This window comes from Leisingera coralii (assembly GCF_049056525.1).
In the GTDB taxonomy this organism is placed as follows: domain Bacteria; phylum Pseudomonadota; class Alphaproteobacteria; order Rhodobacterales; family Rhodobacteraceae; genus Leisingera; species Leisingera coralii.
This window is the reverse complement of record NZ_JBHUPT010000068.1, coordinates 1-265: the sequence shown is the minus strand read 5'-3', so window position 1 is coordinate 265 and position 265 is coordinate 1. Positions and strand designations below refer to the sequence as shown.

Sequence of the window (265 nt, the reverse complement as noted above, 5' to 3'; positions counted from 1 at the left end):
AGGAGAACCCGCCATGAAAATGACCACCGAAGAAGCCTTTGTGAAAACGCTGCAGATGCATGGCATCCAGCACGCGTTTGGCATCATCGGCTCGGCAATGATGCCGATTTCCGACATCTTCCCCGCCGCAGGCATCACCTTCTGGGACTGCGCCCACGAAGGCTCCGGCGGCATGATGGCTGACGGCTATACCCGCGCCACCGGCAAGATGTCGATGATGATCGCCCAGAACGGCCCCGGCATCACCAACTTCGTGACCGCCGTC

The 265-nt window shown here is 60.4% G+C and carries 1 protein-coding gene; it reads left to right on the top strand.

Features of this window, described 5'->3' with window-relative positions:
• Nucleotides 1–13 precede the first annotated feature (13 nt).
• Nucleotides 14–265 (top strand): thiamine pyrophosphate-binding protein (locus tag ACFMBG_RS19815; protein ID WP_421056402.1); only part of this gene is annotated, 252 nt, incomplete at its 3' end.